18 protein-coding genes are annotated in these 21748 nt (G+C 71.7%); 14 read left to right on the top strand and 4 right to left on the bottom strand.

Going from position 1 to position 21748, the window contains the following annotated elements; genetic code table 11:
- The first annotated feature begins 173 nt into the window (after positions 1-173).
- The 3 genes from AC3RKB_RS04120 to AC3RKB_RS04110 all read left to right on the top strand — a co-directional run bounded on the left by AC3RKB_RS04120 (position 174) and on the right by AC3RKB_RS04110 (position 4657).
- The gene (locus tag AC3RKB_RS04120; RefSeq protein ID WP_491434708.1) at positions 174-1529 is read left to right on the top strand and encodes a phosphoribosyltransferase family protein; all 1356 of its coding nucleotides are present in this window, start codon (positions 174-176) and stop codon (positions 1527-1529) included.
- A gap of 44 nt (positions 1530-1573) precedes the next feature.
- Positions 1574-2443: an LLM class flavin-dependent oxidoreductase gene (locus AC3RKB_RS04115; protein ID WP_491434707.1), complete on the top strand. Its 870-nt coding sequence runs from the start codon at positions 1574-1576 to the stop codon at positions 2441-2443.
- A gap of 144 nt (positions 2444-2587) precedes the next feature.
- The gene (locus AC3RKB_RS04110; protein ID WP_491434706.1) at positions 2588-4657 is read left to right on the top strand and encodes an elongation factor G; all 2070 of its coding nucleotides are present in this window, start codon (positions 2588-2590) and stop codon (positions 4655-4657) included.
- A gap of 45 nt (positions 4658-4702) precedes the next feature.
- On the opposite strand, the gene AC3RKB_RS04105 is transcribed toward AC3RKB_RS04110, so the two are convergent.
- The 3 genes from AC3RKB_RS04105 to AC3RKB_RS04095 all read right to left on the bottom strand — a co-directional run bounded on the left by AC3RKB_RS04105 (position 4703) and on the right by AC3RKB_RS04095 (position 8331).
- Positions 4703-5281, bottom strand: coding sequence for a dihydrofolate reductase family protein (locus AC3RKB_RS04105; RefSeq protein WP_491434705.1), 579 nt, complete (start codon positions 5279-5281; stop codon positions 4703-4705).
- Positions 5282-5420: 139 nt separating this feature from the next.
- Complete coding sequence (locus AC3RKB_RS04100; RefSeq protein ID WP_491434704.1) at positions 5421-6812, bottom strand: HNH endonuclease signature motif containing protein; 1392 nt, start codon at positions 6810-6812, stop codon at positions 5421-5423.
- Positions 6813-6933: 121 nt separating this feature from the next.
- Positions 6934-8331, bottom strand: coding sequence for an aminotransferase class I/II-fold pyridoxal phosphate-dependent enzyme (locus tag AC3RKB_RS04095; protein WP_491434703.1), 1398 nt, complete (start codon positions 8329-8331; stop codon positions 6934-6936).
- A gap of 270 nt (positions 8332-8601) precedes the next feature.
- Here AC3RKB_RS04095 and AC3RKB_RS04090 point away from each other — a divergent pair, with 270 nt between their 5' ends.
- The 9 genes from AC3RKB_RS04090 to AC3RKB_RS04050 all read left to right on the top strand — a co-directional run bounded on the left by AC3RKB_RS04090 (position 8602) and on the right by AC3RKB_RS04050 (position 19027).
- Entirely contained in the window at positions 8602-9450 is an 849-nt protein-coding gene (locus AC3RKB_RS04090) for a nitrilase-related carbon-nitrogen hydrolase (protein WP_491434702.1), read from the top strand.
- Positions 9451-9550: 100 nt separating this feature from the next.
- Entirely contained in the window at positions 9551-10987 is a 1437-nt protein-coding gene (gene hydA / locus AC3RKB_RS04085; RefSeq protein ID WP_491434701.1) for a dihydropyrimidinase, read from the top strand.
- Positions 10988-11108: 121 nt separating this feature from the next.
- Positions 11109-12125: a TIGR03842 family LLM class F420-dependent oxidoreductase gene (locus AC3RKB_RS04080; RefSeq protein ID WP_491434700.1), complete on the top strand. Its 1017-nt coding sequence runs from the start codon at positions 11109-11111 to the stop codon at positions 12123-12125.
- Positions 12122-13093, top strand: coding sequence for an ABC transporter permease (locus AC3RKB_RS04075; RefSeq protein WP_491434699.1), 972 nt, complete (start codon positions 12122-12124; stop codon positions 13091-13093). Before AC3RKB_RS04080 ends, AC3RKB_RS04075 begins: the two co-directional genes overlap by 4 nt.
- Complete coding sequence (locus tag AC3RKB_RS04070; protein ID WP_491434698.1) at positions 13090-13953, top strand: ABC transporter ATP-binding protein; 864 nt, start codon at positions 13090-13092, stop codon at positions 13951-13953. The genes AC3RKB_RS04075 and AC3RKB_RS04070 overlap by 4 nt, the downstream gene beginning before the upstream one ends.
- Complete coding sequence (locus tag AC3RKB_RS04065; RefSeq protein WP_491434697.1) at positions 13950-14822, top strand: ABC transporter permease; 873 nt, start codon at positions 13950-13952, stop codon at positions 14820-14822. Before AC3RKB_RS04070 ends, AC3RKB_RS04065 begins: the two co-directional genes overlap by 4 nt.
- A gap of 44 nt (positions 14823-14866) precedes the next feature.
- A complete protein-coding gene (locus tag AC3RKB_RS04060; RefSeq protein WP_491434696.1) occupies positions 14867-16012 on the top strand; it encodes an ABC transporter substrate-binding protein in 1146 nt (381 codons plus the stop codon).
- Between the two features lie 83 nt (positions 16013-16095).
- Positions 16096-17415, top strand: a complete 1320-nt coding sequence (locus AC3RKB_RS04055; RefSeq protein ID WP_491434695.1) for an aspartate aminotransferase family protein — start codon at positions 16096-16098, stop codon at positions 17413-17415.
- 73 nt (positions 17416-17488) lie between these two features.
- Positions 17489-19027 (top strand): CoA-acylating methylmalonate-semialdehyde dehydrogenase, encoded by a 1539-nt coding sequence (locus AC3RKB_RS04050; protein ID WP_491434694.1) that lies wholly within the window; start codon positions 17489-17491, stop codon positions 19025-19027.
- Between the two features lie 28 nt (positions 19028-19055).
- Here the strand turns inward: AC3RKB_RS04050 and AC3RKB_RS04045 are convergent, their stop codons facing one another.
- Positions 19056-19823: an IclR family transcriptional regulator gene (locus AC3RKB_RS04045; protein ID WP_491434693.1), complete on the bottom strand. Its 768-nt coding sequence runs from the start codon at positions 19821-19823 to the stop codon at positions 19056-19058.
- A gap of 180 nt (positions 19824-20003) precedes the next feature.
- Between AC3RKB_RS04045 and AC3RKB_RS04040 the strand changes: the two genes are divergently transcribed.
- Together AC3RKB_RS04040 and dhaK are read left to right on the top strand one after the other, a co-directional pair.
- Positions 20004-20759 carry an MIP/aquaporin family protein gene (locus tag AC3RKB_RS04040; RefSeq protein WP_491434692.1) on the top strand — a complete coding sequence of 252 codons (756 nt, stop codon included), beginning with the start codon at positions 20004-20006 and terminating at the stop codon, positions 20757-20759.
- The gene (gene dhaK, locus AC3RKB_RS04035; RefSeq protein ID WP_491434691.1) at positions 20756-21748 is read left to right on the top strand and encodes a dihydroxyacetone kinase subunit DhaK; all 993 of its coding nucleotides are present in this window, start codon (positions 20756-20758) and stop codon (positions 21746-21748) included. The genes AC3RKB_RS04040 and dhaK overlap by 4 nt, the downstream gene beginning before the upstream one ends.

Raw genomic sequence — 21748 nt, 5'->3', positions numbered from 1 at the left:
AGCGTGCAGCGGATGGCACCGTGACCTCCGGGCCCAAGGTCACCCGGGCCGCGACGGCGGCGCGTCTCGGGCACCTGCGGACCAGCGCCGACGGGGCCCAGCGCCGACGGGGCTGGCTCGTCAGGGGACCTATGACTCTCGCGTCGCGGCCCCTCCGGGCGAACGCTGGAATCGTGTTCCGGGATCGAGCCGATGCGGCGGTCCAGCTCCTGAGCCGCCTCGATCACCTCCGCGGCGAGGACGCCGTGGTGCTGGGCCTTCCACGCGGCGGCGTGCCCGTCGCGGCGATCGTCGCCGAGGGCCTGGGGGTGCCGCTCGACGTGATCGTGGTGCGCAAGCTGGGCCTGCCGTTCCAGCCCGAGGTCGCGATGGGCGCGATCGGCGAGGGCGGCGTCCGCGTCGTCAACTCCGACCTCGTCGGGCGCGCGGGCGTGTCGATCGCGGAGCTCTCGAAGGTCGAGCGGCACGAGCGGGCGACGCTCGATCGTCGCGTCGCCCTCCTGCGCCGTGGGTCGCGGCCGCGGTCGCTCGCGGGGCGCACCGCGATCGTCGTCGACGACGGGCTGGCGACGGGCTCGACGGCCGAGGTCGCGTGCCGCGTCGCCCGGTCGCTGGGCGCGCATCGCGTGGTGCTCGCGATCCCGGTGGGGCCGACGGATGCCGCATCCCGCGTGCCGTCGGCGAACGAGGTCGTGTGCGCGACCTCGCCCGAGTGGTTCCACGCGGTCGGGCAGGCGTACGACGACTTCTCGCCGACGAGCGACGAGGAGGTCATCCTCCTGCTGGATGCCGCGGAGCGGCGACTCGCGGGCGAACCGTGGCGGCCCGCTCGGACGGTCAGGTGGGCCGAGGTCGAGATTCCGCACGAGGGCCTCCGTCTCGCCGCGGACCTGCACGTGCCCGAGGCGCCGACGGGCTTCGTGGTGTTCGCGCACGGCAGCGGCAGCAGCCGGCACAGCCCGCGCAACCGGCTCGTCGCCGAGGCGCTGCAGCGCGCGGGGCTCGGCACGCTCCTGCTCGACCTGCTGCTGCCTCGCGAGGAGCACGACCGCGCCAACGTGTTCGACATCCCGCTGCTGGCGGCGCGACTCGTGTCGGCCGTGGAGTGGCTGAGCGAGCGACCGGGCGCGGCCGGCCTCCCGGTCGGGTACTTCGGCGCGAGCACCGGCGGCGGCGCCGCACTCTGGGCGGCCGCAGAGCCGGGCGCCGACATCGCCGCGGTCGTGTCCCGCGGCGGGCGCCCCGACCTGGCGGGCGAGCGACTGGGGGCGGTGCGCGCACCGACCCTGCTCATCGTGGGCGGTGCCGACCACCAGGTGATCGAGCTGAACCGGTGGGCGCAGGCTCGCCTCGTCGCGCCGTGCGAGGTCGCGATCGTCCCCGGGGCGACCCACCTCTTCGAGGAGGAGGGCACGCTCGCGGAGGTCGCGATCCTCGCGCGGGACTGGTTCCTGCGGCACTTCGCGCCCACGGTCCCGACCGGCGCGGCCGAGCCCGCGGCGCCGGCCAGCGGCGGGGGCACGCCCTGAGACCCGGGATGCCCCGCGACGCGCGCGGCGCGTAGCGTTGGCGCATGCCCGACTACGGCCGCCCCCTCGAGTTCGGCACCTTCATCACGCCGTCGGCGCTCGATCCGGAGCGCACGGTCTCGCTCGTCCTCGCGACCGAGGCGGCGGGCCTCGAGTTCGCCACGTTCCAGGACCACCCGTACCAGCCGCGCTTCCTCGACACGTGGACGCTCATGTCGTGGGTCGGCGCGCGCACGAGCCGCATCCGGATCTCGGCGAACGTGCACAACCTGCTGCTGCGCCCGCCGGCCGTGCTCGCCCGCGCTGCGGCATCCCTCGACCTGCTCACCGGCGGGCGGGTGGTGCTCGCGCTCGGTGCGGGCGGCTTCGCGCAGGCGGCCGTCGCGATGGGCGCCCCCGACCGGACGCCCGCCGAGTCGGGCGACGCGCTCGCCGAGGCGATCACGGTGATCCGCGAACTGCTCGACACGGATGCCGCGGGCGGGGTGTTCCTCGACCATCGGCAATTCCCGATCCGCGGGGCCAAGCGCGGGCCCGCGCCGGTGCAGCGACCGATCCCGATCTGGCTCGGCGTGCTGAAGCCGAAGGGGCTCCGGCTGGTCGGGCGTGCGGCCGACGGATGGGTGCCCTCGCTCGGCCGGCTCGAGGGCGGTGCGGAGGCGCTGGACGCGGGCCACGCCGTGATCGACGCGGCGGCACGGGTCGCCGGGCGCGAGCCACGCGCCATCCGCCGCCTGCTGAACGTCGGGCCGCGGGAGGCCCGGCCCGACGTGCTCGCCGACCTCGCGACCCGGCACGGCATCGACACGTTCGTCGTCACCGGCGACGACGAGGCGTTCATCGCCGACCTGGCGGCACGCGTGGTGCCCGAGACCCGGGCGCTGGTCGCCGAGCGGCGCGCGTCGGTCGGGTAGTCGCCGACGGCGTCGTGCCGGGACCCGTGCGCGGCGCGGTTCGCGGATCCGCGTGTCGTTGGGACCTCCGCCCTCTGGCGTTCCGGGCGCGACGGGGTCAGGATGGATGGACTGACGGAGATCCGCAACGTCGCGGGAGGCCCAATGAACTCGGCACCGAACGCCACCCACCGGACCATCGCCCTGGTGGGCGCGGCGGGTTCCGGCAAGACCACCCTCGCTGAGGCGCTGCTGCATCGGGCCGGTGCCATCCCGAGGGTCGGCACCGTGGAGCAGGGCAACACCGTCTGCGACCATGAGCCCGAGGAGATCGCGCGAGGCACGACCCTCGGGCTCTCGCTCGCGTACCTCGACTGGACAGGGCCCGACGGCGTCGCCTACGGCGTCACGCTGGCCGATGCGCCGGGGCATCCCGACTTCGTGGGCGGCGTCGATGCGGCGCTGTCGGTGGCGGATGTCGCGCTGGTCGTGGTGAGCGCGGTCGACGGCGTGACCGCGGGGACCCGGTTCGTCTGGGCGGCCGCCGAGGCGGCGGGTGTGCCGCGCGTGGTCGTCGTGACGCAGGAGGACAAGGCGCGCGCCGACTTCCGTCGCGTGCTCGCGGAGCTCCGCGCCGCGTTCGGCGAGCACCTCTGGCCGCTCGAGCTGCCGCTCGGCGAGGAGCAGGCGTTCCACGCGATCGCCGACGTGCTGAGCGAGCAGGCGCTCGTCTACGACGACTCCGGACGCCACCACGACGAACCGCTGCCGGCCGAGGCGCAGGCCGAGGAGCACCAGATGCACGTCGACGTGACGGAGGACATCGTCTCGCACGACGATGCGCAGCTCGAGGCGTACCTCGAGGGCAACGAGCCGCCGGTGCGCGAGCTCGAGCGCACGCTCGCGGCCGAGATCGCGGGCGGCGAGGCCGTGCCGGTGCTCGTGTGCTCGGGCGTGACGGGCACTGGCGTGGATCGCGTCGCCGACCTCGTGTGCGAGCTGTCGCCGTCGGCGCTGGACCACGACGGGCGGATCATCGTCGGCGGGTCGGTCGAGGAGGGCGGCGGCAGCGAGCTGCGAGTCGCGCCGAACCCCGACGGGGAGGTCCTCGTGCACGTGTTCCGCACGGTGGCCGACCCGTTCGTCGGGCAGGTGTCGATGCTGAAGGTGCTGTCGGGCACGCTCCGCACGGGCGACAAGCTCCGCAACGCGACGACGGGGGTCGACGAGCGCATCCACGGGCTGTTCCGCCTCCGCGGTGCGGAGCACCTCACGGCGGGCACACTCGCGGCGGGCGACGTCGGCGCCGTCGCGAAGCTCGCGGGCTCGCCATCCGGTTCGCTGTTGTGGTCGCGCCCGAACGGGACCGCGCGGCCGGCGACGCTGCCGTCGCGTGCGCCCGTGTTCGCGGTGACGCTCGAGCCGGCCTCGCAGTCCGACGACGAGAAGCTCTCGCTCTCGCTCGCCCGCCTCGTCGCCGAGGATCCGACGCTCGTCGTCGACCGCGCAGGCGACAAGACGATCCTGCGGGGGCTCGGCGACACCCACGTCGCGGTGGCGGTCGAACGACTGGCGCGCGTGTTCGGCGTGCACGTCACGACGGGCCCCGCACCGGTCGCGTACCGCGAGACGATCGCGGGGTCGGCGCAGGTCGAGGGCAAGCTCAAGAAGCAGTCGGGCGGCCACGGCCAGTTCGCGGTCGTGCAGCTGCGGCTCTCGCCGCTGGCGTCGGGCGAGGGGTTCGAGTTCGTCGACTCGGTGACGGGCGGTGCGGTGCCGAGGCAGTACATCGCCGCCGTCGAGCGCGGAGCGCGGGATGCGCTCACGGCCGGGGGGCCGCAGGGGCATCCGGTCGTCGACGTGCGCGTCGAGCTCCTCGACGGCAAGGCGCACTCGGTCGACTCGTCGGAGATGGCGTTCCGCACGGCCGCGTCGATCGGCGTGAAGGCGGCGCTCGCCGAGGCGGGCACCGTCGTGCTCGAGCCGATCTCGTCGGTGACGGTGACCGTGCCGAACGACCTGCAGGGTGCGGTGCTGACCGACCTCTCGGGTCGTCGCGGTCGCGTGCACGCGACGGAGTCGGCCGAGGACGGTCGGGCCCGCGTGGTCGCCCACGTCCCGGAGGCCGAGCTCACCCGGTACGTGCTGGACCTGCGCTCGATCACCGCCGGGCAGGCCGAGCTCACCGTCACGCCAGACCACTACGCGAAGGCGCCCAACGGCGCGAAGGGGTGAGGGTCGCCGACTCTCCGGCCGGATCGCCGGCGCGGCCCGCGCGCGTCACCCCTGCGGCGCGTGCCCGGGTGGGGCGTCGAGCACCGTCGGCACGTACTCGAGCAGTTGCAGGCCTCCCTGGAACGTCCGGCTCCCGGCCATCTCGAGCCGGACGTCGGGATAGCCGTCGAAGATGCGGTCCGTTCCACTCTCGCCGGTGATGACGGGGAACACGACCACGCGGTAGAGGTCGACGAGCCCCGCCCGCAGCAGCGAGCGGCACAGCGACACGCTCCCGAGCGTCCGCAGCGGACGGTCGGAGTCCTGCTTCATCGCACGCACGGCGGTCACAGCATCCGTCGTGACGAGCGTGCTGTTCGCCCACGCGAGCGGCTCGGTCAGGGTGGAGGAGAACACGACCTTCGGCACCCCGTCCAGCATGTCGGTGCCTGGCTCGCCCGACTCGGCGAGGGTCGACATCAGGCGGTAGGTCGTCGAGCCCATCAGGATCGGGTTGTCCTTCTCGGGTGACTGCTCGAGCCACTCCAGGTACTCCGGGCTCTCCATGCCCCACCAGCCCGGCCAACCCTTGGCTGCACCGTAGCCGTCCAGCGAGATGATGAAGTCCACGGTCAGTCGCTGCATCGCTCGTCCCTTCGCTGCTGGCGCGCGGATCGCACGGATCGCACGGGTGGCGCGGATCGCACCGTCGCCGCGGGCGCCGGTCGGTCCCGAGGGTAGACCGACGGGCGCGCGGCGGCCACCCCGCAATCCGTGCCGCGCGTCACGCCGCCACCTCCGACGTCGCGATCTCGAAGCGTGCTCGGCCGCCGAGCCTGGGTGTCTGGTCGGGGTCGATGTGCGGGGGTGGGATGAACCAGATCGAGTTGGCGGTCGCGCGGATGATCCAGCCGTCGCGGTGGATCATGCGGTGGCAGTAGCTGCACAGGTGCACCCCGTTGGCGAGGTCGGTGGGGCCGGTGTCGCGTTCCCACCAGTCGATGTGGTGGGCTTCGACGTAGCCGATGTTCTGTCCGCAGCAGGCGCAGCCGCCGTCCCGTTCGCCGAGCGCGAGCCGCTGCGCCTTCGTGAACAGGCGGGCGGCGCGGCCGAGGTCGAGGGGGAGGCTCTCGCCGCCGAGCACGGCGGGGATGAGTTCGGCGTCGGCGGCCATGCGGCGGGCGGTGCCGGCGGAGATGGGCTGGTCGAGGCCGTCGATGCTCGCGTGCCCGAGCCCGGTGACGAGGGTGTCGAGGTCGAGGCGGACGATGACGGTGGTCTTGGCCAGCGGGGTGGGCGCGTCGGTGCAGCCGAGGGCGTGCCGGGCGAGGTCGGCGAGCGCGTCGGCCTGGATCTGCGGGATGCTGCGCCGGTCGTCGAGGACCGGACCGGGGCCACCCGCGACGGGTTCGCGCCTGCGCAACACGTCGGCCACGAGCGCTTCGATCGCCGCCTTCACCGGCGCGGCGCTCTCGGGATCGAGGCGAGCGTGCAGGTGCACCATGCCGGTGCGATCTTCACGGATGGTCAGCGAGCGCTCCATGCGGAGCGCGTCTTCACGGGGTTCGACTCCGTCGGCGTCGAGCCGGGCCTCGGCCTCGCGCACCCCGCGCTGCAGGATCTCGAGCGGTACTTGGCCGGCCAGGCGCACCAGCGCGGCCTCGGCGGTGTCGGCCAGGGCCGGGTCGGCGCGCATCGCGACCCGGTCGAGCATGCCCGTGATCGCAGCGGCCGCGTCGAGGCTGATCGCAGCCGAGCCCAGCGCGGCGGCGACGTGCGGGTGCCGGGCCGGCGCCCGACCGCCGGTGAACGTGGCACGTCCGGCGGTCGCGGCGCCCACCGCGACCAGCCGGGCCGCGTCAGCGCGCGATCCGCCGGTGGCCGCGGCGATCAGTCGCACCGGGTTGTGGAACCCGTGGGCCTTCGCTAGCCCGGTGTCGCCGAACTCGGGCCCGGACCGGCGGGCGATCTCGGCCGCGACCCGGACCAGCACCCCGTCGACCTCACGCCGCAGCCGCGCCAGCGAGTCGGTCACCCGCACCAGCCCGGCATCGCTCATCTGCTCGACCTCGGTCTGCGCGTCGCCGGGCATTGCGCCGAACGCGGGCATCGCGTCGACCCACGCCGCGCGCAGCGCCGCGACCTCTCGCTCGAGCGACGCCACCGGTGATCCCATGCCTCGATCCTGCACCCACCCACCGACATTCGTGCAGCGCAGAATTCCACCCCAGATCAGGCATTTCACTGTCGAGAACGCACGCCGATCAGGGCTCTGCGGAGGGCGAGTCGAACACGGCTCAGTACCCGCCCGCGGCCACGTGGCGCGCCGCGCTCGCGAGCGCGTCGGCGACGGATGCCGCGTCGTCGCGCACCACGCCCACGGTGACCCGCACGAACTCACCCTCCGGCCCGCGCCGAGCTCCCGCCACGGGCGACCCGTTCGCCGCGGCCAGGAACGGGGTCCCGCCCGCGACGCGGATCCCCGCCGCGGCGAGTTGCACGAGCGTCGAGCGCTCCGAGAGCACCGGCATCCACAGGTTGATCCCGTCGGCGTGCGCGACGGGCACGCCGCGCGCACGCAGCGCATCGCCGAGCGCGCGCTGGCGCGTGTAGTACGCGCGCCGGGCCTCGGCGACGGCGTCGATGGCCGCGCCATCCGTCAGCAAGTCGAGCAGGATCGACTGCAGGAGGCGCGACGTCCACCCCGGGCCGAGCATGCGGCGGGCCATGATGCGGTCGATGAGCTCGCGCGGCCCGCCCATCGCGGCGATGCGCAGGTCGGGCCCGTGCGACTTCGCGAAGCTGCGCACGTGCACCACGCGCTCGGGCAGGTGCGCGCCGAGCGTGACGTCGCCCTCGGTCGAGATGAGCCCCGAGTGGTCGTCTTCGATGACGACGACGTCGAGCGCGTGGTCGTCCACGGCCGAGCGGATGACGCGGGCGAGCGCCTGCACTCGCGCGGCCGTCATCGACGCGCCCGTCGGGTTCTGCGCGCGCGGCTGGAGCAGCACGGCCGACGGTCGACGCCGCAGTGCCGTGGCGAGCCCCTCGGGCGACATCCCGTGCTCGTCGACCGCGACGGGGATCGCCTCGGCGCCGAGCAGGTCGAGCAGGTCGAGGAACGGCGGGAAGCCCGGGTGCTCGACGACGACATGGTCGCCGAAGCGCACGACCTGGTCGAGCGTGCGCGAGATCGCATCGAGCGCGCCGTCGACGACCGCGATCGACTCGGCATCGCTCGGCCACGAGTCGCGCAGCACCGCGGCGAGGCCGGGCAGGACGGGCTCGTCCTGGTAGCTGCCGACGTCGGCGCGTGCGGAGATTCGCGAGATCGCCGGGCCGAGCGGGGGCAGCAGCAGTGGGTCGGGCGTTCCGCGCGAGAGGTCGAGTCGTACGGGGTCGTTCGGTGCGGCCATGCCGCGCATGCGCATCGCGGGGCCGTCGGCCGCATCGCGTCGCACGTAGCTGCCCGCGCGCCCGCGCGACTCGATGAGCCCGGCGCGGGCGAGCGCCTGCCACGCCTGGCTGATCGTGGCGGGGCTGACGCCCAGCGTCGAGGCCAGGTCGCGCACGGTCGGGAGCCGCACGCCCGCGGCCAGTTCCCCGCTGTTCACGAGGCGCGCGAGGTCGCCCGCGATGCCGCGCGGGGTCGTGTCGTCGAAGGAAGCGAGCGTCGTGAGCTCCGAAACATCCACCCGACCACCTGAATGCACCATTGCCTCCTCACGCAGCAAGGGACAGGATGTTTAACCACCACGTCACAGAGTGAAACAAAAGGGAAATGTTCACGCCGAAGAATAACAGAACGGGTCGCAAGCCCCGCTCCTCCGTCGCCGGTCCCCAGCCGACGCCGGTCCTCGGCACCATCTCTCGGCGTCCCGGCACGCACGGAAGGCACTAGCGCAGCACGCGCTCCACGCCTGTCCGGGCGGGCGGCAACGACGCCGACCGACTCAGGAGGCACCATGACGATCGTTCGAGCAGCCATCACCCAGACGACCTGGACGGGCGACAAGGAGTCGATGCTCGACAAGCACGAGCAGTTCGCCCGGCAGGCCAAGGAGCAGGGCGCGCAGGTGATCTGCTTCCAGGAGCTGTTCTACGGTCCGTACTTCGGCATCACCGAAGACGTGAAGTACTACGACTACGCCGAGCCCGCCGACGGCCCGATCGTGCAGCGCTTCGCGGCGCTCGCCAAGGAGCTCGGCATGGTCATGATCCTTCCCATCTACGAGGAGGACCAGCCCGGCGTCTACTACAACACCGCGGTCGTCGTCGACTCCGACGGCACCATCCTCGGCAAGTACCGCAAGCACCACATCCCGCACCTCGACCGGTTCTGGGAGAAGTTCTACTTCCGCCCCGGCAACCTCGGGTACCCCGTCTTCCAGACCGCAGTCGGTCCGATCGGCGTCTACATCTGCTACGACCGGCACTTTCCCGAGGGATGGCGCGAGCTGGGCCTGAACGGCGCGCAGATCGTCTTCAACCCCAACGCGACCAAGCCCGGCCTTTCGGCGCGCCTCTGGGAGATCGAGCAGCCCGCCGCGGCCGCCGCCAACGGCTACTTCATCGGCGCGCCGAACCGAGTGGGCCTCGAGGACAACGAGTACGGCGAGCTCGCCGTGAACTTCTACGGCTCGAGCCAGTTCGTCGACCCGCAGGGCAACATCGTCGGCGAATACGGCTCGGATTCGCACGAGGAGGTCGTGGTCCGCGACCTCGACATGGACATGATCCGCCAGGTGCGCAACGCCTGGCAGTTCTACCGCGACCGCCGGCCCGACTCCTACACGTCCATCCCGAAGCCGTAACGAAGTGGTGGTCGAGTAGCGCGGAGCGCGTATCGAGACCCGGCGACGTGATCTCGATACGGGCCTTCGGTCCTACTCGATCCGCAGAACAGGAGAAGCAATGACGACCACCCTCATCTCCGGCGGCACCGTGGTGAGCGCGACCGGGCGCGTCGAGGCCGACGTGCTCGTCGACGGCGAGCGCATCGTCGCCGTGCTGCAGCCCGGCAGCGAGCTCATGGGCACGGATGTCGCGGCATCCGTCGATCGCGTCATCGACGCCGCCGGCAAGTACGTGATCCCCGGCGGCATCGACGCGCACACCCACATGCAGCTGCCCTTCGGCGGCACCGAGGCGAGCGACACGTTCGAGTCGGGCACGCGTGCCGCGGCGCACGGCGGCACGACCTCGATCATCGACTTCGCGGTGCAGACGTACGGCCAGCGGCTCGAAGACGGGTTGGCGGCCTGGCACGAGAAGGCCGGCGGCAACTGCGCGATCGATTACGGGTTCCACCAGATCGTCGGCGACGTCAACGAGGCATCCCTCGAGGCGATGAAGAAGCTCCCCGACGAGGGCGTCACGAGCTTCAAGATGTTCATGGCCTACCCCGGCGTCTTCTACTCGGATGACGCGCAGATCCTGAAGGCCATGCAGGTGTCGCGCGACACCGGCATGCTCACGATGATGCACGCCGAGAACGGGCCGGCGATCGACGTGCTCGCGCAGCAGCTCGTCGACCAGGGCAAGACCGACCCGTACTACCACGGCATCGCCCGCGCCTGGGAGATGGAGGAGGAGGCGACGCACCGCGCGATCATGCTCGCGAAGCTCACGGGCGCGCCGCTCTACGTGGTGCACGTGTCGGCCAAGCAGGCCGTCGAGCAGCTCGCGTGGGCGCGCGACAAGGGCCAGAACGTCTACGGCGAGACCTGCCCGCAGTACCTCTACCTCTCGCTCGAGGACCAGCTCGGCGCGAAGTCCGACGAGTGGGGCGCGTTCGAGGGCGCGAAGTGGGTGTGCTCCACGCCGCTCCGCAGCCGCGCCGAGGGGCATCAGGACTCGATGTGGCAGGCCCTCCGCACGAACGACCTGCAGATGGTCTCGACCGACCACTGCCCGTTCTGCATGAAGGACCAGAAGGAGCTCGGCCTCGGCGACTTCCGGAAGATCCCGAACGGCATCGGCTCGATTGAGCACCGCATGGACCTCATGTACCAGGGCGTCGTCACGGGCGAGATCACGCTCGAGCGCTGGGTCGAGCTCACGAGCACCACGCCGGCCCGGATGTTCGGACTCTACGGGCGCAAGGGGGTCATCCAGCCCGGGGCCGACGCCGACATCGTCGTCTACGACCCGAAGGGCCACACGTCGATCGGCCTCGAGAAGACCCACCACATGAACATGGACTACTCCGCGTGGGAGGGCTACGAGATCGACGGCAAGGTCGACACCGTCATGAGCCGCGGCCGGGTGGTCGTGGAGAACGACGCGTTCACGGGTGCGGCCGGCCACGGGCAGTACCTCAAGCGCGGCCTCAGCCAGTACCTCATCTGAACATCGTCTGCGGGTTGAGGAGGCGCGCCAGCGCCGTCTCGAAACCGCAGGGCCCGAGCAAACCGGGTCTCGAGACGGCCGCGAGCGGCCTCCTCGACCCGCACAACGAAAGGAGCATCGGATGGAATTCGGAGCGGTCCTCCAGACCAACCCCCCGGCATCGCGGACCATCCAGCTCGCGAAGCTCGCCGAGGTGCACGGCTTCAGCCACGTGTGGACGTTCGACTCGCACATCCTGTGGCAGGAGCCCTACGTCATCTACAGCCAGATCCTCGCGCAGACGCAGCGCATCAAGGTGGGCCCGTTCGTGACGAATCCGGCGACGCGCGACTGGACGGTCACGGCGTCCGTCTTCGCGACCCTCAACGAGATGTTCGGCAACCGCACCGTGTGCGGCATCGGCCGCGGCGACTCGGCGGTGCGCGTCACGAACGGCAAGCCGACGACGATGACCGAGCTGCGCGAGTCGATCCACGTGATCCGTGAGCTCGGCAACTCGCGGGCCGTCGACTACCACGGCTCGAACATCCGGTTCCCCTGGAGCAAGGGGTCCGAGCTCGAGGTGTGGGTCGCCGCGTACGGCCCCATGGCGCTGCGCGTCGCGGGCGAGGTCGGCGACGGGTTCATCCTGCAGCTCGCCGACCTCGACATCGCCGAGTGGATGATCAAGACGGTCCGGGATGCCGCGGAGAAGGTCGGCCGCGACCCGATGTCGGTCAAGTTCTGCGTGGCGGCGCCCATGTACATCGGCGAGGACTGGTCGCACATGCGCGACCAGTGCCGCTGGTTCGGCGGGATGGTCGGCAACCACGTCGCCGACATCGTCGCGAAGTACGGCATGCACGGCACCGTGCCCGACGCGCTCACCGACTACATCCGCGGTCGCGAGGGCTACGACTACAACACGCACGGCAAGGCCGACAACGACCATGTCGACTTCGTGCCCGACGAGATCGTCGAGCGGTTCTGCGTGCTCGGCTCCGCCGACCAGCACATCCAGAAGCTGAAGGCCCTCGCCGAGCTCGGCGTCGACCAGTTCGCCGGGTACCTCCAGCACGACAACAAGGAGGAGACGCTGCGGGTGTACGGCGAGACCGTGATCCCGGCGCTCTCCGAGCACGTCGTGGCGAAGGCATGACGGATGTGACGGCGGGTCTCGAGACGCGTCCGGCTCCGCCGGGCGCTCCTCGACCGGCACGCGCGGGCGCGCGCACGCGCCGCTGGCGCGCGGTGCTGTGGGGTGCCCTCGGGGTCGTCGCGCTCGCCGCGCTGTGGGAGCTGTACAAGCTCGTCGGTCCCGCCGACGGATGGCTGATCGGCGCGCAGGAGGGCGTGACGGGCAGCGGCATCCGGCTCCTGCCGCGCACGAGCGACCAGGCGATGCCGCACACGTGGGAGATGTTCGCCCGCATCGTCGAGCCCGTGACCCGCGCGCCGGGCGCCCTGCCGCTCGGCGTCGTCGTGCTGCTTGCGGCGCTCACGAGCCTGGGAGTCGCGGCCCTCGGGTGGCTCGTGGGCGTCGTCGTCGGGTTCGCGCTCGCGCTGCTCATGCTCGGGTTCCGCATCGCCGAGCGCGCCGTGCTCCCGTTCGTCATCCTGAGCCAGACCGTGCCGCTCATCGCGCTCGCGCCGCTCATCCGCAACTGGGGCTCGCGCCTGGAGTTCGGCGCGTTCTCGTGGGAGAGCTGGATGTCGGTCGTGATCATCGCCAGCTACCTGGCCTTCTTCCCGGTCGCCGTCGGCGCCCTGCGCGGCCTGCAGTCACCGGATGCCGCGCACCTCGACCTCATGCGCAGCTACGCGGCCGGCTGGTGGACCACGCTGTTCCGCCTGCGCCTTCCCGCGAGCGTGCCGTTCCTGATCCCCGCACTGCGGCTCGCCGCTGCGAACGCGGTCGTCGGCACGGTGGTGGCCGAGATCTCGGTGGGCTTCACGGGCGGCATCGGCCGGCTCATTCTCGAGACCGCGGTCGCCGCGTCGAGCGACCCGGCCAAGCCCTGGGCGCCCATCCTCGGGGCGGTCCTGCTCGGCCTCGTTGCGGCCGGCTTCGTCGCCCTCCTCGCCGCCTTCCTCAGCCCGTTCCGCCGACAGGAGACCGTCGCATGAGCTCGACCGCCCCCGCCCCTGCCGCGACCCCCGCCGCCGACGCCTCCGAGGCCGTCGTGGTCCGAGGCGTCGAGCGCGTGTTCACCGGCGCGAAGGGCGCCACGGTCACCGCCCTCACCGGCATCGACCTCACGGTGCACGCCGGCGAGTTCGTCTCGCTGATCGGCCCGTCTGGCTGCGGCAAGTCCACGCTGCTGCGCCTCATCGCCGACCTCGACGAACCCACGGCGGGCGACATCCGGGTGTTCGGCAAGACCGCGAAGCAGGCCCGCATCGACCAGTCGTACGGCATCGCGTTCCAGCAGGCAGGCCTGCTGCCGTGGCGCTCGGTCGCGGCGAACATCGAGCTGCCCCTGCAGCTGCACGGCGTCGCCGCCGCCGAGCGCCGCTCGCGCGTGGCCGAGCTGCTCGACCTCGTCGGACTCGCCGACTTCGCGAAGCACTACCCCGACCAGCTCTCGGGCGGCATGCAGCAGCGCGTCGCGATCGCCCGCTCGCTCGCCGAGCAGCCGCGGCTGCTGCTCATGGACGAGCCGTTCGGCGCGCTCGACGAGATGACCCGCGAACGCATGCAGACCGAGCTGCTGCGCATCCGCACCGAGACCGGCGCCGCCGTCGTGTTCGTGACCCACTCGATCCCCGAGGCCGTCTACCTCTCCGACCGGGTCGTCGTCATGTCGCCGCGCCCCGGGCGCATCACCGACGAGATCGACGTGCGCCTCGGCGACGCGGCCGAGCGCGGCGAGGACCTGCGCGAGGACGCCGCGTTCTTCGCCGGCGTCACGGCCGTCCGCGAGGCGCTGCACGGACCCCAGGCCGCGCCCGCAGCCGGCAGCGCGCGGGGGGTGGACGTGCGATGACGAATGCACCGCCTGTGCGGGTCGAGGAGGCGCCCCCGGCGCCGTCTCGAGACCCCGAGGTCGCCGTCACGGGCCTCGAGACGCGCGCTTCGCGTGCTCCTCGACCCACAGGATGGCTCCGCCGCTTCGTCGCCCTCGTCGTGCCGCCGATCCTGCTGTTCGTCGTGCTGGTGCTGCTCGTCGAGCTCGTAGTGGTCGCGGCCGGCATCCCGCCGTTCGTGCTCGCGAGCCCGTCGGCCATCTGGGCGCAGCTCGTGCAGTACGCGCCGCAGGTGCTCGCCGCGACGCTCGCGACCGGCCTGAACGCGCTCATCGGCCTCGTGATCGGGGCGGTGCTCGGCGTGGTACTCGCGATCGCGGCGTCGACCATCCGCGCGATCGACGGCATGCTCGCCCCGATCGTCGCCGCCGTGGCGGTCGTGCCGATCGTCGCGCTCGCGCCGGTGCTCTACACGATGTTCGGCTCGACCTCCGAGGTCGCGCGCATCCTGATCGCCTCGCTCGCCGCGTTCGTGCCCGTGTTCCTCAACACGCTCCGGGGCCTTCGCCAGGTGCGTCCCGTGCACCGCGACCTCATGCGCTCGTACGCCGCGACCGGATGGCAGCAGACGCGCGCCGTCACCATCCCCTCGGCCCTGCCGCACTTCTTCACGGGCCTGCGCATCGCCTCATCGCTCGCCGTGATCTCCGCGCTCGTGGCCGAGTACTTCGGCGGCCCGCGTGAGGGGCTCGGTTCCGCGATCACGACGGCCGCGGCATCCAGCGCCTACGCCCGCGCATGGGCGTTCGTGATCGGTGCGATCCTCCTCGGCCTCGTCTTCTTCGCCCTCACCAGCCTGATCGAGAGGGTCGCCTCCCGCCACCGCTGACCAGACCCGAACACCAGCGCACCACCACCAAGAGAGGAACGCACATGAAGCGCAACAGGATCCTCGCGGGCGCCGCAGCAGCAGCGGCGACCGCCCTCGTGCTCGCCGGCTGCTCCAGCGGCGGCGGCGACACGGGCGACGGCGACGGCGACAGCGCCGACGGCGAGCTCACGCCCGTCACCCTGCAGTTGCAGTGGCTCACGCAGGCGCAGTTCGGCGGCTACTACCTCGCCGAGGCGAACGGGTACTGGGAGGACCTCGGCCTCGACGTCGAGATCGTCCCGGGCGCGGTCGACATCGTCCCCCAGGACGTGCTCGCCGCGGGCGACGTCGACTTCGCGATCGCGTGGGTGCCCAAGGCGCTGGCGTCGATCGAGGCCGGCGCCGGCATCACGAACATCGCGCAGATCTTCGAGCGGTCGGCGACCCTGCAGGTCGCCTGGGCCGACAGCGGCATCGCGGGACCGGAAGACCTGTCGGGCAAGCAGATCGGCAGCTGGGGCTTCGGCAACGAGTGGGAGCTCTTCGCGGGCCTCACCGAAGCCGGCGCGTCCGACTACACGATCGTGCAGCAGAACTTCGACATGAACGCGCTGCTGAACAAGGAGATCGACGCCGCCCAGGCCATGACCTACAACGAGTACGCGCAGCTGCTCGAGGCCGTGAACCCCGAGACGGGCGAGCTCTACCAGCCCGAGGACTTCTCGGTGATCGACTGGAACGAGGTCGGCACGGCCATGCTCCAGGACGCGATCTGGGCGAACACCGAGCGGCTCGAGTCCGACGAGGAGTACCGCGAGACCGCGGTCAAGCTCATCCAGGGCGCCATCCTCGGCTGGATCGACCAGCGCGACGACCCGCAGGCCGCCGCCGATGCGGTGACCGCCGCCGGGTCGACCCTCGGCACGAGCCACCAGCTCTGGATGGCCAACGAGATCAACAAGCTGATCTGGCCGTCGACGAGCGGCATCGGCCACATCAACGAGGACCAGTGGGACGCCACGGTCGAGATGGCCCTCGCCACGAACAACCAGGACGGCGCGCAGGTCATCACGACCGACCCGCCCGACACCGCGTACACCAACGAGTACGTCGACGAGGCCATCGCGAACCTCGAGGCCGACGGCGTCGACCTGCTCGGCGAATCGTACGAACCCATCGAGGTCACCCTCAACGAGGGCGGCAACTAGGTACGCCTGCGGGTCGGGGAACGACCGGGTGCCGCTCCCCGACCCGCACAGGCGCATCATTGAACTGAAAGGCGACGACGCTGATGACCGAGAACCTGACCGCCGACCTCGACGCGCTCGCGCGTGAGCTCGATGCGAAGCACGTCTTCCACTCGTGGTCGGCGCAAGGCAGCCCGCCGCAGCTCGTGATCGCGAGCGGCCGCGGCGCCCGAGTGTGGGATCACGCCGGCAACGAGTACCTCGACTTCTCGAGCCAGCTCGTGAACGTGAACATCGGGCACCAGCACCCGGCGGTCGTCTCAGCGATCACCGAGCAGGCGAAGCTGCTCGCCACGATCGGGCCGGCGACCGTGAACCTCGCGCGCGGCGAGGCCGCCAAGCGCATCGTGGCGCGCGCCCCCGAGGGGCATGACAAGGTGTTCTTCACGAACGGCGGCGCCGACGCCAACGAGAACGCGATCCGGATGGCGCGCCTGCACACCGGCCGCGACACCGTGCTCTCGACCTACCGCTCGTACCACGGCAACACGGGCGCCGCGATCGTCGCGACCGGCGACTGGCGGCGCATCCCGAACCGGTATGCGCGCGGACACGTGCACTTCTTCGGTCCGTTCCCGTACCGCAGCGAGTTCTGGTCGGAGACGCCCGAGCAGGAGACCGAGCGCGCGTTGCAGCACCTGCGGCGGGTCATCGAGGCCGAGGGGCCGACGACGATCGCGGCGATCCTGCTCGAGACCGTGCCGGGCACCGCCGGCGTCATCATTCCGCCGCCCGGCTACCTCGCGGGCGTGCGCGAGCTGTGCGACCGGCACGGCATCGTGCTGATCCTCGACGAGGTCATGGCCGGCTTCGGCCGCACCGGACGCTGGTTCGCGTTCGACGGCTACGACGTGACGCCCGACCTCATCACGTTCGCGAAGGGCGTGAACTCCGGCTACGTGCCTGTCGGCGGCGTGATCATCAGCGACGAGATCGCGGCCGACTTCGACGAGCGCGTCTTCCCCGGCGGGCTCACCTACTCGGGTCATCCGCTCGCCATGGCGTCGATCGTCGCGGCGATCGACGCGATGGAGTCGGAGGGCATCGTCGACCACGCGCGCGACGTCGGCGCCGAGGCCATCGCCCCCGCGCTCACCGAGCTCGCCGAGAAGCACCGCGTCATCGGCGAGGTGCGCGGCGAGGGCGTGTTCTGGGCGCTCGACCTGGTCACCGACCCGGAGACGCGCGAGCCGCTTCCGGCCGCCGAGATGGGCCGCCTCAAGGGCGCCCTCCTCGAGCGGGGCCTGCTGCCGTTCGTGGCCGACAACCGGATCCACGTGGTGCCGCCCTGCGTGGTCACCGCCGACGAGGTCGCCCAGGCGGCCGAGATCTACGACGAGGTGCTCGGCACCGTCGCCGTGTGAGACGGATGCCGCGGCATCCGTCGACCTCCCCACCCTACGAAGACCCGGACACTCGACCGAGAGGAACGAGACCATGACCGACACGACCACCGACCGGGCGACGCGCAGCGACGCGCCCGCCGCCGAGGTGCTCGACCACTGGATCGACGGCGCCCCCGCCGCCGGCGCATCCGAGCGGACCGGACCCGTCTACGACCCGGCGCGGGGCGTCGTGCAGCGCGAGGTGCGCTACGCGAGCGCCGACGACGTGGATGCCGCGGTGCAGGCCGCCGCGCGCGCATTCCCCGCGTGGCGCGACACGTCCATCGCCAAGCGCCAGCAGGTGATGTTCAAGTTCCGCGAGCTGCTGGCGGGGCGCGCGACCGAGCTCGCCGCGATCCTCACGAGCGAGCACGGCAAGGTGACCTCCGACGCGCTCGGCGAGATCGCGCGCGGCCTCGAGGTCGTCGAGCTCGCGTGCGCGATGCCCGAGTACACCAAGGGCGAGTACTCCGAGAACGCCTCGTCGGGCATCGACGTGTACACGGTGCGCCAGCCGCTCGGCGTCGTGGGCATCATCAGCCCGTTCAACTTCCCGGCGATGGTGCCGCTGTGGTTCTTCCCGCTCGCGATCGCGACCGGCAACACGGTCGTGCTGAAGCCGTCGGAGAAGGACCCGTCGGCGTCCGTGTGGCTGGCCCGCCTGCTGCAGGAGGCCGGACTGCCCGACGGCGTGCTCAACGTCGTGCACGGCGACAAGGTCGCGGTCGACGCGCTGCTCGAGCACCCGACCGTGCGGGCGATCTCGTTCGTCGGCTCGACGCCGATCGCCAAGTACATCTACCAGCACGGCACGGCCGCCGGCAAGCGCGTGCAGGCGCTCGGCGGCGCGAAGAACCACATGCTCGTGCTGCCCGACGCCGACCTCGACCTCGCGGCAGATGCCGCCGTGAACGCGGGCTTCGGCTCGTCGGGCGAGCGCTGCATGGCGATCTCGGTCGTGCTCGCGGTCGACACGGTCGCCGACGCCTTCGTCGACAAGGTGCGCGAGCGGATGGCGCGCCTCACGGTCGGCGACGGCACGCGCGGCACCGACATGGGTCCGCTCATCACGCGCGAGCATCGCGACAAGGTCGCCGGGTACGTCGACACGGCGAGGTCCGACGGGGCCGACGTGGTCGTCGACGGGCGCGAGCACGCGATCGACGGCGCCGACGAGGGCTTCTGGATGGGGCCGACGCTGTTCGACAAGGTGCCCGTGTCGTCGGCGGTGTACCGCGACGAGATCTTCGGGCCCGTGCTCTCGGTGGTCCGCGTCGAGGGCTACGAGGACGGCGTGCGGATCATCAACGACAGCCGCTACGGCAACGGCACGGCGATCTTCACCAACGACGGCGGCGCCGCCCGGCGCTTCCAGCGCGAGGTGACGGTCGGCATGGTCGGCATCAACGTGCCGATCCCGGTGCCGGTGGGCTACCACTCGTTCGGCGGGTGGAAGGACTCGCTGTTCGGCCACGCGAAGGCGTACGGACCGCGCGGCTTCGACTTCTACACGCAGGAGAAGGCGATCACGTCGCGCTGGCTCGACCCGAGCCACGGCGGGATCAACCTGGGCTTCCCGCAGCACGACTGAAACGCGCGCGCCTCCGCCCGCCCCGATCTCAGTCCGTCGGGGCGGGCGAGCGCGGCGGCCATGTCGGTGCCCCGAGTTCCCGGGAGACGTTGCGGGCGGCCTCCCTCAGTTCCTTCAGGACCCGTTCGGAAGGGGGCCACTCGCTCGTCGGCATGACCACGGCCATCGCGGCGATCACCTCGCCCTCGTCGGAGCAGACCGGCGCGGCGACGGAGGACTCGCCGATCACGGCCTCCTCGTTCTCGAACCCGAGCCCCTCGCGACGGATCTGAGCGAACCCCGCGCGGACGAGGTCGGGGTCGGTGATGGTCTCGGCGGTCAGTGCGACGAGCGGGCGCGAGAGCGCGTCGGCCGCGTGCGCCGGATCGTAGGCGAGCAGGACCTTGCCGAGCGCCGAGGCGTGGCTCGGGATCGTCACGCCCGTCTCGGGCATCTGCTCGCTGCCGTCGGGGCGGCGGTCGTGGTGGATCACGATCACCTCGCCGAAGAGTTCGACGCCCAGGCGGGTCGCGAGGCCGGTCCGGCTGGACAGCTCGTGCATCCAGCGCATCGATCGGGCGCGCACGTCGAGCGTGTCGAGGTAGACGCTCGACAGCTTGAGGAGGGCCGGACCGAGCACGTAGCGGTTGCCGCTCGGCTGCTGCGCGACGAGCCCGTGCGCCTGCAGCGACTTGACGATGCCGTGCACGGTCGAGGGCGGCAGCTCGAGTGCGGCCGCGAGTTCGGTGATGCCCATGCGCCGCGAGCCCTGCAACAGGGCGAGGATCTTCGCTGCGCGGTCGATCGACTGGATCACAGCGTTCCCCCTCCCGGTCCGTCGCGGCGCCATTGCGCATCCCATTCTGTCTGGTTCTTGACATCGGGATGCCCGAGGTCCAGTATTCGGTATTACCGAACGGAATTCGACAATGTCGAATGACTTTCGGATCCCGGGCCCGTGTCGGGTCTCACCCCGGTTCAAAGGAGAACGCAGATCATGGATGACAACAGGACTTGGCAGCGGCTCGCGGCCGAGTTCCTCGGCACCGCCTTCCTCGTGTTCGTCGGCGTCGGCTCGGTGCCGGCGTTCGCACTGGTGAGGGGCGACCAGCCCTTCGCCCCCGCCGACCTCGGCTTCATCTCGCTGGCCTTCGGCACCATCGTCGTCGCGACCGTGTACGTGTTCGGGTACATCTCGGGCAACCACATCAACCCGGCCGTGACGCTCGCCCTCGCCGTGACGGGCAAGTTCGCCTGGCGCGACGTGCCCGGCTACGTCATCGCGCAACTGCTGGGTGCGACCGTCGGCGCCTTCGCGATCGTCGGGGCGCTCGGTCCGCAGGCGAGCGAGCTCGGCCTGGGCGTGGCCTCGTACGGCGACATCCCGGTCTGGCAGGCCTTCACGGCCGAGTTCCTCGGCACGTTCCTGCTGGTGTTCACGGTCTTCGGCGTGATCCACCGCAAGGCCGCCCCCGGCTTCGCCGGCCTGGTGATCGGCCTCGTCGTCTTCGCCGCGATCATCCCGGTGGCGCCCGCGACCGGCGCCTCGATCAACCCCGCCCGCACCACCGGCCCGATGCTCGTGCAGCAGGTGCTCGGCGGAACGGTGCAGTGGGAGCAGTGGCCCGTGTACGTCATCGCCGAACTGGCCGGCGGCGTCCTCGCGGCCCTCGCGTTCGGGCTGGTCTCGCGCACGCAGGCCGACCGCACCACCCTGACCGAAGCGCTCGTCGAAGAGGAGGCACGCGCATGAAGAAGCTCATCGATGCACCGTCGTCGGTGCTGGCCGATGCCCTCACGGGCGTCGCGGCGGCCCACCCCGAGCTCGCCGTCGACTTCGAGAACCGCGTGGTCTCGCGCGCGACGGCGAAGCAGGGCAAGGTCGCCCTCATCTCCGGCGGCGGCTCGGGGCACGAACCGCTGCACAGCGGCTTCGTCGGCCTCGGGATGCTCGACGCCGCCTGCGCCGGCGAGGTCTTCACATCGCCGACGCCCGACCAGATGCTCGCCGCCACGCACACGGTGAGCGCCGGTGCCGGAGTGCTCTACATCGTCAAGAACTACACGGGCGACGTGCTCAACTTCGAGATGGCCTCCGAGCTCGCCGAGGTCGAGGGCATCCCGGTGAAGACCGTGCTGGTCGCCGACGACGTCGCCGTCGAGGACTCGACGTGGACCGCCGGGCGGCGCGGCGTGGGCACCACGGTGCTCGTCGAGAAGATCGCCGGGGCCGCCGCCGAGGAGGGCGCCGACCTCGACGCCGTCCACGCGATCGCCACACGCGTCTCGGAGAACGGCCGCTCGATGGGCGTCGCGCTCACGAGTGCGACCCTGCCCTCGGTCGGCAAGCCGAGCTTCGACCTTCCGGAGGACGAGATCGAGATGGGCGTCGGCATCCACGGGGAGCCCGGCCGCACGCGGGCGCCGCTGCGTCCGGCCGCCGAGATCGCCGAGGTGCTCGTGTCGGCGATCCTGGCCGACCACGACTTCACCGGGGCGCCCGTGATCGCCATGCTCAGCGGTCTCGGCGGCACGCCGCTCATCGAGCTCTACCTCATGTACGGCGCCGTCGCGTCACTCCTGGAGGAGCGCGGCGTCACCGTGGCGCGCACGCTCGTGGGCGACTACATCACGAGCCTCGACATGGCCGGGTGTTCGCTCACGTTGCTGCGCGCCGACGACGAGCTTCTGCGGCTCTGGGACGCCCCGGTGAGCACGCCGGCTCTCCGCTGGGGAGCCTGA

This window comes from Agromyces capsici, from assembly GCF_058349965.1.
Note: the sequence above shows the minus strand (reverse complement) of the source record. Positions and strands in the feature narration are given on the sequence as shown.